This window comes from Salinarimonas sp. NSM (assembly GCF_052380005.1).
Taxonomy (GTDB): domain Bacteria; phylum Pseudomonadota; class Alphaproteobacteria; order Rhizobiales; family Beijerinckiaceae; genus Salinarimonas.
Genome location: NZ_JBQTCJ010000034.1, coordinates 17,728 through 31,531 on the forward strand (window position 1 = coordinate 17,728; position 13,804 = coordinate 31,531).

8 protein-coding genes are annotated in these 13,804 nt (G+C 71.2%); 1 reads left to right on the plus strand and 7 read right to left on the minus strand.

Annotated features, from left to right (window positions below):
• Positions 1 to 6: 6 nt before the first annotated feature.
• The 3 genes from ACTZWW_RS13340 to ACTZWW_RS13350 form a co-directional block, all read right to left on the minus strand.
• Positions 7 to 1,350, minus strand: coding sequence for an ammonium transporter (locus tag ACTZWW_RS13340; protein WP_444781476.1), 1,344 nt, complete (start codon positions 1,348 to 1,350; stop codon positions 7 to 9).
• Positions 1,351 to 1,400: 50 nt separating this feature from the next.
• Positions 1,401 to 1,739 carry a P-II family nitrogen regulator gene (locus ACTZWW_RS13345; protein ID WP_444781451.1) on the minus strand — a complete coding sequence of 113 codons (339 nt, stop codon included), beginning with the start codon at positions 1,737 to 1,739 and terminating at the stop codon, positions 1,401 to 1,403.
• A gap of 335 nt (positions 1,740 to 2,074) precedes the next feature.
• Positions 2,075 to 3,520 (minus strand): NAD-dependent succinate-semialdehyde dehydrogenase, encoded by a 1,446-nt coding sequence (locus ACTZWW_RS13350; protein ID WP_444781452.1) that lies wholly within the window; start codon positions 3,518 to 3,520, stop codon positions 2,075 to 2,077.
• 205 nt (positions 3,521 to 3,725) lie between these two features.
• On the opposite strand from ACTZWW_RS13350, the gene ACTZWW_RS13355 reads away from it, so the two are divergent.
• Complete coding sequence (locus ACTZWW_RS13355) at positions 3,726 to 5,327, plus strand: gamma-glutamyltransferase family protein (RefSeq protein ID WP_444781453.1); 1,602 nt, start codon at positions 3,726 to 3,728, stop codon at positions 5,325 to 5,327.
• 27 nt (positions 5,328 to 5,354) lie between these two features.
• Here ACTZWW_RS13355 and ACTZWW_RS13360 read toward each other — a convergent pair whose 3' ends face one another.
• From ACTZWW_RS13360 to gltB, 4 genes are all read right to left on the minus strand, one after another.
• Complete coding sequence (locus ACTZWW_RS13360) at positions 5,355 to 6,389, minus strand: nickel/cobalt transporter (RefSeq protein WP_444781454.1); 1,035 nt, start codon at positions 6,387 to 6,389, stop codon at positions 5,355 to 5,357.
• Between the two features lie 10 nt (positions 6,390 to 6,399).
• Positions 6,400 to 7,077, minus strand: a complete 678-nt coding sequence (locus ACTZWW_RS13365) for a DUF1007 family protein (protein ID WP_444781455.1) — start codon at positions 7,075 to 7,077, stop codon at positions 6,400 to 6,402.
• A gap of 152 nt (positions 7,078 to 7,229) precedes the next feature.
• Complete coding sequence (locus ACTZWW_RS13370; RefSeq protein WP_444781456.1) at positions 7,230 to 8,657, minus strand: glutamate synthase subunit beta; 1,428 nt, start codon at positions 8,655 to 8,657, stop codon at positions 7,230 to 7,232.
• Between the two features lie 125 nt (positions 8,658 to 8,782).
• A complete protein-coding gene (gene gltB / locus ACTZWW_RS13375) occupies positions 8,783 to 13,462 on the minus strand; it encodes a glutamate synthase large subunit (protein ID WP_444781477.1) in 4,680 nt (1,559 codons plus the stop codon).
• Positions 13,463 to 13,804: the final 342 nt, after the last annotated feature.

Consider the following 13,804-nt stretch of genomic DNA (forward strand, 5'->3'; position numbering starts at 1 on the left):
TGCCGATCAGGCGCGACCGGCGCCCGCGAACTCGGGATAGGCCTCGACGCCGACCTCGAGCTTGTCGAGGCCCGCCATCTCCTCCTCCTTCGACACGCGAAGGCCCGTGGCCATCTTGAGCACGTACCAGACGATCGCCGAGGCGACGAAGGCGAAGGCGCCGATCGAGACCACGCCGATGAACTGGGTGACGAAGCTCGTGCCCTCGGTGGACAGCGGCACCACCATCGTGCCCCAGATGCCGGCGAGCAGGTGGACCGGGATCGCGCCCACCACGTCGTCGATCTTCAGCTTGTCGAGGAGCGGCACCGCGAAGACCACGATCGCGCCGCCGACGGCACCGATGAGGATGGCGAGCGGGACGGACGGGTCGAGCGGCCCGGCGGTGATCGAGACGAGGCCCGCGAGGGCGCCGTTGAGCGCGATCGTGAGGTCGACCTTCTTGTAGACGATCTGGCAGAGGATCATCGCGGCCACCACGCCCGCCGCGGCGGCGAGGTTGGTGTTCATGAAGATCTTCGAGACCGCCGAGGCGTCGGCGATCGTGCCCATGGCGAGCTGCGAGCCGCCGTTGAAGCCGAACCATCCGAGCCAGAGGATGAAGGTGCCCAGCGTCGCGAGCGGCATCGACGAGCCCGGCAGCGGCATCACCTTGCCGTCGGCCGAGTACTTGTCGGTACGCGCGCCAATGATGAGCGCGCCCGCGAGCGCCGCCCAGCCGCCGACCGAGTGCACCAGCGTCGAGCCGGCGAAGTCGGAGAAGCCCATCTCGGCGAGCCAGCCACCGCCCCACTGCCAGGAGCCGGTGATCGGATAGATGATGCCGGTCAGGATCGCGACGAAGATGAAGAACGGCCACATCTTGGTGCGCTCGGCGATGGTGCCGGACACGATCGAGGCGGTGGTGGCGCAGAACACCATCTGGAAGAACCAGTCGGAGGCCGCGGCGTAGCCGTCGCCCGCCGCCTCGGCGTCGGGCGACGGGATCGCCTTGGGCGTGAAGGAACCGAGGAAGCCACCGTCGACGCCGTCGTACATGAGGTTGTAGCCGACCACCCAGAACATCAGGCCGGCGATGGAGTACAGGCCGATGTTCTTGAGGCACTGCATGGAGACGTTCTTGGAGCGCACCATGCCGGCCTCGAGCATCGCGAAGCCCGCGGCCATCCACATCACGAGGAAGCCGCCGATCAGGAACAGCAGCGTGTTGAAGACGAAGGCCGTGTCGCCGGCGAGAGCGTACTCGACCGCCTCGGCGGCCTCGGGGGCGGCGTCCTGCGCGACGGCCGCGGTGGCGAGCACGACGAGCGCGAGCGTCGAGGCGGCCGCCTTGGTCAGGATGGAAGGCATCATTCGGAAAACTCCTCCGATCGAATGGAAAACGAGCGCGGGGCGCGCGCTCAGAGCGCGTCGCCGTCGGTCTCGCCGGTGCGGATCCGCACCGCCTTCTCCAGCGGCACGACGAAGATCTTGCCGTCACCGATCTGGCCGGTCCGGGCGGCGTTGGCGATCGCCTCGATGGCGGAGGCGACGAGGTCGGCGGACACCGCCACCTCGATCTTGATCTTGGGCAGGAAGCTCACGGCGTACTCGGCGCCGCGGTAGATCTCGGTGTGTCCCTTCTGCCGGCCGTAACCCTTCACCTCGGTCACGGTCAGGCCGTGCACGCCGAGAGCGGTGAGCGCATCGCGCACCTCCTCCAGCTTGAACGGCTTGATGACGGCCATCACGATCTTCATGGGCAAGCCCCCTTGGATCCCGACGGGACGTTCCCCGCCGGCCGGTTGCGCGAACCACGGGACGCGGCGGCCCCGTGTGGTCGGGGATCGTTAATCAAGGTGCGTGCCAAGTGCGCCGCGGCCTCCGGGAAAAACCGAATCCGAGCGTTGTGACCGAGCTTCGCGAGGGAGCGGGAGGGGCGCTGCGGGCGCCGACGGGCGCGCGCGGCGCCTGATGAAAACGAAGGCAGCTATCACTGCTCAACAAATAGGCAAAAGAACAGCCGGGCGCCAGGGATCCCGGAGGCGCACGGCAGGGCCGGGGCGCGCGGCGGCGCCCCGGCGCGTGGGCTCGATCAGAGGCCCTGCTGGGTCACGAACTTGGTGGTCAGGTAGGCGTCGAGCGCCTCGACGCCGCCCTCCGAGCCGTAGCCGGAGTCCTTCATGCCGCCGAAGGGGGTCTCCGGCAGCGCCACCCCGTGATGGTTGATCGAGACCATTCCGCTCTCGATCCCCGCCGCGAGCGCCGAGGCGGTCTGCGCGGAACTGGTGTAGGCGTAGGCGGCGAGGCCGTAGGGCAGGCGGTTGGCCTCCGCGATCGCCTCGTCGCGATCCTTGAAGCGGTTGATCGAGGCGACGGGGCCGAAGGGCTCCTCGTTCATGATGCGCGCGTCGCGCGGCACGTCGGTGAACACGGTCGGCTCGAAGAAGAAACCCTGGTTGCCGATGCGCTTGCCGCCGGTCCGCAGTGTCGCGCCCTTCTCGACCGCGTCGGCGACGAGCGTCTCCATCGCCTCGATGCGCCGGGCGTGGGCGAGCGGGCCCATCTTGGTCTGCGGATCGAGGCCGTTGCCGACGTTCAGGTTCTTGGAGATGTCGACGAAGCCGTCGACGAAGCGCTCGTAGACCGTCTCGTGCACGAGGAAGCGGGTCGGCGCGATGCAGACCTGGCCCGCGTTGCGGTACTTGTTGGCTGAGAGCACCGAGAGCGCCTTGTTGACGTCGGCGTCCTCGAACACGATCGCGGGGGCGTGGCCGCCGAGCTCCATCGTCGCGCGCTTCATGTGCTGGCCGGCGAGCGCGGCGAGGTGCTTGCCCACCGCCGTCGAGCCCGTGAAGGAGATCTTCCGGATCACGGGCGAGGGGATCAGGTACTCCGAGATCTCGGCGGGCACGCCGAAGACGAGCTGCAGCGCCTCGCCGGGAACGCCCGCGTCGAGGAAGCAGCGCACCATCTCCATGCAGGAGGCCGGCGTGTCCTCCGGGCCCTTCAGGATCACCGAGCAGCCGACCGACAGGCCCGCCGCAACCTTGCGCATGGCCTGGTTGATCGGGAAGTTCCAGGGCGTGAACGCGGCGACCGGCCCGACGGGCTCCTTCATGACGAGCTGGAGCACGTCGCCGGAACGCGGCGGGATCACCCGGCCGTAGGCGCGCCGGCCCTCCTCGGCGAGCCAGTCGCAGGTGTCGGCGGCGCCGAGCGTCTCGACGCGGGCTTCCGCGAGCGGCTTGCCCTGCTCCATCGTCATGATGGTGGCGATGGTCTCGGCGCGCTCGCGCAGGAGGTCGGCCGCCTTGCGCAGGATCTTGTAGCGGTCGAAGGCGCCGACCTTGCGCCAGGCCGCGAAGCCGGCGTCGGCGGCGGCCAGCGCCTCGTCGAGGTCGGCGGTGCCGGCCTTCGGCAGCGCGCCGATCGTCTCGCCGGTCGCCGGGTCGATCACGGGAAGCGTCGCCCCGTCGGCGGCGGGGCGCCAGGCGCCGGCGATCTGCAAGGCGAGCTTCGGATAGGCGACGTCGGGCATGGGTTCTCGTCCTCGGGCTCGTTCGGGATCGGGTGTCGCCTCCCTCCTAGCAAACGGGGCGCGCCGGCGCGAGGGTCCCACCGGCGCGTGGCGAGCACAGCGGACGTGCGTTCCTGCCCGATCCGGAGCGCGCGCGACGCGCGCTTGCCAGGCGCGCGGTTCGGCTCCACAACGACGAGGCTTCATCCCTCGGGAAGGACCCCCGATGCTCCGCGATTTCCAGGCCCCCGGCCGTTCCGCCGTCCTCGGCACCAACGCGATGATCGCCACGTCCCACCCGCTCGCGTCCCTCGTGGGCGTCGAGGCGATGAAGCGCGGCGGCTCCGCCGCGGATGCGGCCCTCGCCGCATCCGCGATGCTCTGCGTGGTCGAGCCGCACATGACCGGCATCGGCGGCGACTGCTTCGCGCTCGTCGCCCCGCCCGGCGCGCCGACCCGCGCGCTGATGGGCTCCGGCCCTTCGCCGAAGGGTGTGGACCGCGCGGCGGTGGCCGACACCGGGCTCTCGGCGATCCCCGACGACAGCCCGCACGCGGTCAACGTGCCCGGCGCCGTCGCCGCCTGGGTCGCGCTCCACGCCGCCCACGGCCGCCTGCCGCTCGCCGAGCTGATGGAGCCCGCCGCCCGCGTCGCGGAGGCCGGCTACGCGATCGCGCCGCGCGTCGCCTACGACTGGGCGGCACATGCGGCGCGGCTGGCTCGCCGGCCGGAGACCGCGGCGGCCTTCCTGAAGGACGGGCGACCCCTCGCGGTCGGCGACGTCCACCGCCAGCCCGCGCTCGCCGCGACGCTGCGCGCCATCGGGCGCGACGGCAGGGCCGGGTTCTACGAGGGCGCCGTCGCCGACGACGTGATCGGCACGCTGCGCGCGCTCGGCGGCACGCACACGCACGAGGACCTCTCCGGCTTCGAGCCGCGCTGGGTCGAGCCGATCCGAAGCCGCTTCGCCGGGATCGACGTGGTCGAGACGCCGCCCAACGGCCAGGGCGCCACCGCGCTCCTGATCCTGAAGGCGCTGGAGGGCTGGGACGTCTGGCGCGCGGCGCGCGGGCCCGAGCGGCTGCGGCTCTACGCGGAGGCGACGCGGGCCGCCTACCGTCTGCGCGACGGCGCGATCACCGATCCCGCGGCGATGCCGGTCGCGCTCGACGGCTTCCTCGGCGAGGCGGCGGTCGCCTTCGTGCGGCGCGCCGCCGCCGATCCCGGGCCGGGCGCCGGACCCGAGCGGGCGCGGCGCGACCTCGGCCCGATCCCGTGGGAGACCGACACGATCTGCCTGTCCGTCGTCGATCCCGACGGGCTCGTCGTCTCCTTCATCAACTCGCTGTTCCATCCCTTCGGCTCGACGCTGTACGCGCCGAGGAGCGGCGTTCTGCTCCATTGCCGCGGGGCGAGCTTCTCGCTCGATGCGGGGCATCCGAACGCGCTCGCGCCGGGCAAGCACACGATGCACACGATCATCCCCGGCCTGGTCGAGGCCGACGGCGTGCCGCTGATGCCCTTCGGCGTCATGGGCGGGCAGTATCAGGCGGCGGGCCACGCCCACCTGATGATCCGCCTGTTCGAGGAGGGGCTCGACCTGCAGGCCGCCATCGACGCGCCGCGGCTGTTCGGCTACGGCGGCCGCACGGAGGTCGAGGCCGGCTTCGACGGCGAGGCCGTGGGCTGGCTCGCCGCGCGCGGCGCCGCGCCCGAGGCCGCGGGGGCACCCATCGGCGGCGCGCAGGCGGTGTGGATCGACCGCGCCCGCGGCGTCCTCGTCGGCGCCTCCGACCCCCGCAAGGACGGCTGCGCGCTGGGCTGGTGAGCGTGCGGCTCGGTTTGGCACCGCGCCTCAGAGCACGCCCACCTGCGACACCCCGACGAGCAGCGCTAGCCCGAGCACCAGCACGAAGGCACCCGCGATCAGCTCGAGCCCGCCGATCGCCAACGTTCCGGCCATCCCGCGCCCCCCGGCCAGACCGAGCGCGAGGCGCTTGGCGAGAACCGCCAGTGTCGCGATGAGCCCGGTCGTCAGCGCGGTGCCGAGCGCCATCGCCAGCGTCGCCGCGACGCCGGCCCAGACGATCCCCTGCGACAGCGCGAAGACGAGGACGACGATCGCGCCGGCGCAGGGCCGCAGGCCCGCCGCGAGGACGACGCCGGCCTGCTCGCGCAGGCCACGCATCCGCGAGAGCGTCTGCGGGTCGGGCAGGTGCGCGCAGCCGTCGCCGCAGCCGGGTGCCGGCGCCCGGCCGCGCGCCGCGGCGAGCAGCGTCGCGAGCGCGCCGGACTTGCGCCACACGACGAGCGCGCCCATCAGCGCGACCGCGGTGAAGCTCGCCGTCTCGATCAGCCGCGTGGCCGTGTCCATCTCCCGCGCGGTGGCGGCGAGGAGGAGGCCGGCGGTCAGCACGAGGGCGATCGCCACGAGCGCCTGCAGCAGTGCCGCTGCGAGCGAGAGCGAGAAGCCCTTCCAGGCGGCGCGCCCGTCGGCGACGAGGTAGGCCGCGATCACCGCCTTGCCGTGCCCCGGACCGGCGGCGTGGAAGACGCCGTAGGCGAAGCCCAGCCCGACCAGCGCCGGGAAGGCTGCGCCGCTCTCCTTCAGCGCGCTCACCGCCCCGCGCAGCCCGTCGTAGAACGTGCTCTGGAAGACCGCGAGCACCCGCGCGAGCGCCCCAGTCCGCGGCGGCGCCTCGGGGACGCCGACGCCGAACGGCGAGGGGCGCGGCGGCGGGGCGGGGGGCAGCAACGCCCAGATCAGCAGCGCGCAGGTGCCGGCCACGAGGACGACGGCGCCGATCGCGAGCGCGATCCGCAGCCAGGGGCGCGCCGCGGCGGGCGCGAGCGGGAGCGAGGTGGCGGGCGCGGGAGAGTGCGCGGGCATCGCTGCGGCCTCAGGGACAGGCGACGAGTGCGCGGTTGATGAAGTCGTCCTGCGTCGCCTCCGCCGCCGTGATCGCCTCGAAGAGCGCCTCGCTGAGGTTCACCATATCCATCGTGTCCGGGATTCCGAGCTCGGCGGCGCGGGAGACGTCGACCGCGCAGCCCTGCGGGCCGCCCGCGAGTGCGACCGCGTCGGCTCCGTCCGCGATGCGGAAGGAGATGAAGAACTCCGGATCGTAGAGCTCGAGCACGAGGGCCGTCTCCGCCCGCGCCGGGGTCTCGAGCGGAAGCGTGAAGTGCAGCGTGAGGGCCGTGCCGTCGTGCGTCAGGTAGTAGTCCTTCGGCGCACCGAAGGCCTGATCGACCCCGTCCGCCACGAGGTAGGTGAAGTAGCCGAAGTCGCCGAGGCTGGTGGCGTTGATCTCCGCCATCTCGGCGAGCTCGTCGCGCGCGTAGCGGCCGTCCCCGTTCGCGTCGAGGCCGAAGACCATGCTGGCCGAGTTCGCCTCGTCGAAGGTCCAGGCGTGGGTGAGGGCGGCGACGCGGCCGGCATCGTCGTAGGCGATCCGCGTCTTCGTCTCCACCCAGACGTGGGGATGCGCCACGGCAGGCGCCGGCGCGAGCGCCCACGCTGCGCTGAGCGCGACGAGGGCTGCGGGGGCGCGGGCCTGTCTCTGGCGGAGCGTCATCGGCGGGTATCGTCCTCGGGGCGCGGCGTCCTCGGCGGGAAGACCGGAAGGCTGCGCCGCCATGGTTAACGAACGCTGAAGACGGGGTTGCGCCCGCCCTCGCCCTGCCGTGCACCGGGAAGGTGGCGAAAGCCGGGCGAGGCGCACCGCGCTCACCGCGGCAGCGTCGAGGCCCCCATCAGGAACGTGTCGATCGCATGGGCCGCCTGGCGCCCCTCGCGGATCGCCCAGACGACGAGCGACTGGCCGCGGCGCATGTCGCCGGCGACGAAGAGCTTCTCGCTCGAGGTGCGGTAGTCCCGGTCGTCGGCCATGACGTTGCCGCGCCGGTCGAGCGCCACCTGCGTCTCGGCGAGCAGCCCCTCCGTAACCGGCCCGGCGAAGCCGATGGCGATGAAGACGAGGTCCGCCTTGATGACGAACTCGGTGCCGGGGATCGGCTGGCGCTTCTCGTCGACGCGCGCGCAGCGCACGCCCGTGACCTTGCCCTTCTTGCCCTCGATCGCGAGCGTCGCGGCCTGGAACTCGCGCTCCGCGCCCTCCGCCTGCGAGGACGAGGTGCGATACTTCGTGGGCCAGTAGGGCCACACGGTGAGCTTGTCCTCGATCATCGGCGGCTTGGGGCGGATGTCGAGCTGCGTCACCGCGAGCGCGCCCTGGCGGAAGGAGGTTCCGATGCAGTCCGACGCCGTGTCGCCGCCGCCGATCACGACGACGTGCTTGCCCGCCGCCGTGACCTGCTCGACCTCCTCCGGAATCCCCTCGTCGTTCACCCGCTGGTTGGACTGGGTGAGGAAGGGCATGGCGTAGTGCACGCCGTCGAGCTCCTGGCCCGGCAGCTGCGGGTCACGCGGGTTCTCGGCGCCCGCCGCCAGCAGCACGGCGTCGAACTCGTTGTGCAGCGAGGCGAAGGAACGCGTCTTGCCGATCTCGACGTTGCAGTGGAAGACCACGCCCTCGGCCTCCATCTGCTTCACGCGCCGCTCGATGTGGTACTTCTCCATCTTGAAGTCGGGGATGCCGTAGCGCAGCAGCCCGCCCGGCTTCGCCTGGCGCTCGAAGACGTGCACCTCGTGGCCGACGCGGGCGAGCTGCTGGGCGGCGGCGAGGCCGGCCGGCCCGGAGCCGATGATCGCCACGCGCCTGCCGGTGAGGTGCTTGGGGGGCTCGGGCTTCACCCAGCCCATGTCCCAGGCCTTGTCGGCGATCGCCTGCTCGATCGTCTTGATGGCGACCGGCTGGTTCTCGAGGTTGAGCGTGCAGGCCTCCTCGCAGGGCGCGGGGCAGATGCGGCCGGTGAACTCCGGGAAGTTGTTGGTGGAGTGCAGGTCGCGCGCGGCCGCTTCCCAGTCGCCCTGGTAGACGAGGTCGTTCCAGTCGGGGATCTGGTTGTGCACGGGGCAGCCGTTCGGCCCGTGGCAGAACGGGATGCCACAATCCATGCAGCGCGCCGCCTGCTTCTTCAGGTCGCCCTCGTCCAGGGGCAACGTGAACTCCTTGAAGTGGCGCACGCGATCGCCGGCGAGCTCGTACTTCTGCTCGGCGCGATCGTACTCGAGAAAGCCCGTGACCTTGCCCATTCGTCCCTCGTCCTCGTCACCCGCGCGATCGGCGCCCCGGCCACGCTGTCTCTTTCTCGCTCACGCCCGCTCGGGGCGCGTCTCGGTATCGTCCGGCCGGCGGCCGCGGACCGCGGTCTCGCCCCTCACTCCGCCGCGGCCGGCATCCGCGCTCGCTCCATCTCCCGCAGCGCCCGGCGGTACTCCACCGGCATCACCTTCACGAACTTCGTCCGGTACGTCGCCCAGTCGTCGAGGATGGCCTTCGCCCGGGCGGAGCCCGTGTACTGGAGGTGGTTGGCGATGAGCTGCATCAGGCGCTCCTCGTCCTTGCCGGACATGTTCGCCATCACGTCGATGCGGCCCTTGGTCTCGAGGTCGCCGCCGTGGTGGTGCAGGCGGCGCATCAGGTCCTCCTCCTCCTCGACGGGCTCGAGGTCGACCATGGACAGGTTGCAGCGCTTGCCGAAGTCGCCGGCCTCGTCGAGCACGTAGGCGATGCCGCCCGACATGCCGGCCGCGAAGTTGCGCCCGGTCTGGCCGATCACCACCACGACGCCGCCGGTCATGTACTCGCAGCCGTGGTCGCCCACGCCCTCGACCACCGCGATCGCGCCGGAGTTGCGCACGGCGAAGCGCTCGCCGGCGACGCCGCGGAAGTAGCACTCGCCCGAGATCGCGCCGTAGAGCACGGTGTTGCCGACGATCATCGAGCGCTCCGGCACGGCCTTGGTCTCGGCCGCCGGCTTGATGATCAGCTTGCCGCCGGACAGCCCCTTGCCGACGTAGTCGTTGGCCTCGCCCTCGAGCTCCAGGGTCACGCCACAGGCGACCCAGGCGCCGAAGCTCTGGCCGGCGGTGCCCTTCAGCTTCACGGTGATCGTGTCGTCGGCCAAGCCCTCGTGGCCGTAGCGCCTGGCGACCTCGCCCGAGAGCATGGCGCCCACCGTGCGGTCGACGTTCTTGACGCCGGCCTCGATCGTCACCGCCTCGCCGCGGGCGAGCGCCGGCTCGGCCTCGGCGATCAGCCGGCGGTCGAGCACCTCGGCGATCGGGTGGACCTGGCGCTCGACGTGGCGGACGGCGACGTCGGGGCCGACGTCCGGCCTCGTCAGCATGCGGGCGAAGTCGATCCCGCGCGCCTTCCAATGGCTCACGCCCTCGCGCTTCGTCAGGAGGTCCGCCTGGCCGACGATCTCCGCGAGCGAGCGGTAGCCCATCTCTGCGAGCAGCTCGCGCACCTCCTCGGCGACGAAGAAGAAGTAGTTCACCACGTGCTCGGGCAGGCCCTTGAAGCGCTTGCGCAGCACCGGGTCCTGCGTCGCGACGCCGACGGGGCAGGTGTTGAGGTGGCACTTGCGCATCATGATGCAGCCGGCCGCGATCAGCGGCGCCGTCGAGAAGCCGAACTCGTCGGCCCCGAGCAGCGCGCCGATGACGACGTCCCGACCGGTGCGCAGGCCGCCGTCGACCTGCAGCGCCACGCGCCCGCGCAGGCGGTTCATCACGAGCGTCTGATGCGTCTCGGCGAGGCCCATCTCCCAGGGCGAGCCCGCGTGCTTGATGGAGGTGAGCGGGGACGCGCCCGTGCCGCCCTCGAAGCCCGAGATGGTGATGTGGTCGGCGCGCGCCTTGGCGACACCCGCCGCGACCGTGCCGACGCCCACCTCCGAGACGAGCTTCACCGACACGTCGGCCGCCGGGTTGACGTTCTTCAGGTCGAAGATCAGCTGCGCCAGATCCTCAATCGAGTAGATGTCGTGGTGCGGCGGCGGCGAGATCAGGCCCACGCCCGGCGTCGAGTGCCGAACCTTGGCGATCTTCGCGTCGACCTTGTGGCCGGGCAATTGCCCGCCCTCGCCGGGCTTGGCACCCTGCGCCACCTTGATCTGCATCATGTCGGAATTGACGAGGTACTCCGTCGTCACCCCGAAGCGGCCGGACGCCACCTGCTTGATCGCCGAGCGCTTGGAGCGCCCGTCCGGCATCGGCCGGTAGCGCTCGGGCTCCTCGCCGCCCTCGCCGGTGTTCGACTTGCCGCCGAGCTCGTTCATGGCGAGCGCCAGCGTCTCGTGCGCCTCCTTCGAGATCGAGCCGTAGGACATCGCGCCCGTCGAGAAGCGCTTGACGATCTCGACGGCGGGCTCGACCTCCTCGAGCGGCACGCGCCGGCGACCGGTCTCCTCCGCCTGCTTGATGCGCAGCAGACCGCGCACCGTCTTCAAGGCGTTCTCCTGCTCGTTCACGAGCCGCGCGTAGTCGCGATAGCGGTCGTCCGCCTTCAGGCGCACGGCGTGCTGGAGGGGCGCGACCGTGTCCGGGTTCCAGGCGTGCGCCTCGCCGCGCAGGCGGAAGGCGTACTCGCCGCCGACGTCGAGGCTGTCGCGGTAGATCGGCGCGTCGCCGAACGCGTCCCTGTGGCGGATCACCGCCTCCTGGGCGACCTCGGCGAGCCCGACGCCCTCGATCGTGGTCGCCGTGCCGAAGAAGTACGTCGCGACGAACTCCGAGGAGAGGCCCACGGCGTCGAAGATCTGCGCGCCGCAATAGGACTGGTAGGTCGAGATGCCCATCTTGGACATGACCTTGAGCAGACCCTTGTCGATCGCCTTGATGTAGCGCTGAACGACCTCGGCGGAGTCCACCTCCGCCGGCATCTCGTCCATCATCGAGGCCAGCGTGTCGAAGGCGAGATAGGGGTTGATCGCTTCCGCGCCGTAGCCCGCTAGGCAGGCGAAATGGTGCACCTCGCGCGCCTCGCCGGTCTCGACGACGAGGCCCACCGAGGTGCGCAGCCCCTTGCGGATCAGGTAGCTGTGCACGGCCGCCGTGGCGAGCAGCGCCGGGATCGGGATGCGATCGGGACCCAGCTGCCGATCGGACAGGATGATGATGTTGTAGCCGCCGCGCACGGCCGCCTCGGCGCGGTCGCACAGGCGCTCGAGCGCGCCCTCCATGCCGTGGGCGCCCTGCTCGGCGGGATAGGTGATGTCGAGGGTCTTGGTATCGAAGCGGTCCTCGAAATGGCCGATGCAGCGGATCTTCTCGAGGTCCTGGTTGGTCAGGATCGGCTGGCGCACCTCGAGGCGCTTGCGCCGCGCGGTGCCCTCGAGGTCGAGGATGTTCGGCCGCGGTCCGATGAAGGACACGAGGCTCATGACGAGCTCCTCGCGGATCGGGTCGATCGGCGGGTTCGTCACCTGGGCGAAGTTCTGCTTGAAATAGGTGTAGAGCAGCTTCGCCTTGTCCGAGAGCGCCGAGATCGGCGTGTCCGCGCCCATCGAGCCCACCGCCTCCTGGCCGGTGACGGCCATGGGCTGCATGAGGATCTTCAGGTCCTCCTGCGTGTAGCCGAAGGCCTGCTGCCGGTCGAGCAGCGACACGTCCGTGCGCGACTGGCGCGGCTGGACGGGGTTGAGGTCCTCCAGCACGATCTGGGTGTGCTTCAGCCACTCGCGATAGGGGTTCGCCGCGGCGAGCTCCTTCTTGATCTCCTCGTCGGCGATGATGCGGCCCTGCTCGAGGTCGATGAGCAGCATGCGCCCGGGCTGCAGGCGCCACTTCTCGACGATCTTCTCCTCGGGGATCGGCAGGACGCCCATCTCGGAGGCGAGCACGACGAGGTCGTCCTCGGTGACGAGGTAGCGCGCCGGGCGCAGCCCGTTGCGGTCCAGCGTCGCGCCGATCTGGCGGCCGTCGGTGAAGGCGATCGCGGCCGGGCCGTCCCACGGCTCCATCAGGGCGGCGTGGTACTCGTAGAAGACGCGCCGGTCCTCGTCCATGAGCGGGTTGCCCGCCCAGGCCTCGGGAATGAGCATCATCATCGCGTGGGCGAGCGAGTAGCCGCCCTGCACGAGGAACTCGAGCGCGTTGTCGAAGCAGGCGGTGTCGGACTGGCCCTCGTAGGAGATCGGCCAGAGCTTGGAGATGTCGTTGCCGAACAGCTCCGAATCGACGCTCGCCTGGCGCGCCGCCATCCAGTTGACGTTGCCGCGCAGCGTGTTGATCTCGCCGTTGTGGGCGACCATGCGATACGGGTGCGCGAGCTGCCAGGTCGGGAACGTGTTCGTGGCGAAGCGCTGGTGCACGAGGGCGAGCGCGCTCTCGAAGCGCGGGTCGACGAGGTCCTTGAAGTAGGCGCCCAGCTGCGTGACGAGCACCATGCCCTTGTAGACGATGGTGCGCGAGGACATGCTCACCGGGTAGTAGCCGGCGCAGCGCGGGTCCTCCAGCCGGTAGACGGCATTCGAGATCACCTTGCGCGCCAGGAAGAGCCGGCGCTCGAAGGCGGCCTCGTCCTCCTCCTTGGTCTTGCCGACGAAGACCTGCCGGTGCAGCGGCTCGGTCTGCTTCACCGTCTCGGACAGGTCGGCGGGGTCGACCGGCACCTCGCGCCAGCCCAGCAGCGCCAGGCCTTCGTCGTGGATTGCGCGCTCGACGATCTCGCGGACGATCTCGTAGCCGTCCGGGTCGCGCGGCATGAACAGCATGCCCACGCCGTACTCGCCCGGCTCGGGGAGCCAGATGCCGAGCTTGGCGCACTCGCCGGCGAAGAAGCGGTGCGGGATCTGGGTCAGCATGCCGCAGCCGTCGCCCATCTTCGGATCGGCGCCGACGGCGCCGCGATGGTCGAGGTTGCGCAGGATGTCGAGGCCCATCTCGACGATCCCGTGCGTGCGGCGGTTCTTCATGTCGGCGACGAAGCCGACGCCGCAGGAATCCTTCTCGTGACGGGGATCGTAGAGGCCCTGCGCCGCAGGCAGGCCGGGGTCGCGGACGGCGCGCAGCCAGTCCGCCGCGTGCGTCTTGCCGCTGCCGAAGCCCATCGTGATGTTCGTCATCGCTCGATCCTCGCTCGGACCGGGGCCGCCGGAGCGCCCCGTCGCCGCCACCCGCCATACGGCGGAAACCTGCCGCCCGGATCGTACCTGCCGGGCGGGCCGCTCGTCTCGTGGAGGCGCGGAAGCCGGGGGAGGGGGCGCCCGCACCTCAGGCGGGCGTCCGGCGGCTGGAGCTCAGCCGCGGCGCGCCCGCGTCGCCCGCGTCGTCGCGCGGGCGGTGGGTTTCTGATCTCGATCGCGCGGGGCGCGGGCGTCCATCGTCGTTCTCGCCTTCGAGAAAGTGTTGCCTTCGAGACGGGATGACGGCGAGCGCCGTCGGATGGGACA